Genomic DNA, 1,012 nt, shown 5'->3' with positions numbered 1-1,012 from the left:
GGCCGTACGCAACGGGGGTGGCGCGGCGGGGGAGTTGTCCTGGCCGCCGTACAGCTCGGCGGCGGTCGCGAGGACGCGGAGGCAGGCGGGGCCGTCGAGGGCGGTGTGGTTGATGGTGAGGAAGAGGACGCTGGCACTGGTGGACCTGCCTGATGCGTCACCCTCTCCGGACTCTCCGGACTCTCCCGATTCTCCCGATTCTCCCGACTCTCCGGAAGCGATCACCTCCAGCCGGATCGGCGGCGACGCGCTCAGCGGCGGCGAGTCGGAGAGGGAACGGATGCGCGCCTTCTTCAGCGCGTCCCGCTCCGGCGGCGGGAACGTCACGACCTCGACGTCCGGCTCCGCCGTCAGTTCCCACTCGTAGCGGCGGCGGTACCAAGGGCCCCGCGCCTCCCGCATCAGGATGCGCGGGTGGCGGCGCAGGGCCTCGGTGAACGCGGCCTTCAGGCGGGCCGGGTCCGGGGTGCCGGGCAGGTGCACCTCGATGTGCACCGTCTCCGGCTCCTCCTCCTGGAGGCAGTGCCTTGCGACCTCGTCGACGACGGGGAACGGCACGCGCCTGGGCCGCCGTTCGGGTCCGTCCGCGTGTCGTGCCGGTTGGTCGAGTGCGGTCATCGCTCCGTGTCCTCCCCTGGTCCTGCCGGGGCGGTGCTCCCCGCGAACCCGCCCGACGCCCTTGGCCTGCGCCGCCTGAACCGCGTGGTCCGCGCGCCCGGCGGGGCCGGTTCCGGCTGTGCGGACGCGGGCCCTCGGGCGGAGATGGTCGAACTGGCGGCTTGCGGCTCACCCCCAGACGGCTCACCCCCAGACGGCTCACCCCCAGACGACTCACCTTCCGGCGATGAACCTTCCGGCGATGAACCTTCCGGCGACGAACCTTCCGACGACGCATCCTCCGTACCGGCCCCCGGCCCGCTCTCCCCGCGCTTGCGGCGCGGCAGCGGTGTCGTGCCCAGGTCCCGGTCGGGGCCCAGCGGGAGGGGTCCCGTCGAGGGGTCCGGAGCCGGTG

General features: G+C 73.7%; 1 pseudogene. It reads right to left on the bottom strand.

The features are described from left to right. Window positions 1–618, bottom strand: a pseudogene (locus tag E2651_RS43395) (condensation protein); the annotation flags it as partial. Window positions 619–1,012 lie beyond the last annotated feature (394 nt).

The organism is Streptomyces sp. MZ04 (assembly GCF_004684775.1).
Classification (GTDB): domain Bacteria; phylum Actinomycetota; class Actinomycetes; order Streptomycetales; family Streptomycetaceae; genus Streptomyces.
The sequence above is the reverse complement of the archived record's forward strand: the minus strand, read 5'-3'. Positions and strand labels throughout refer to the sequence as shown.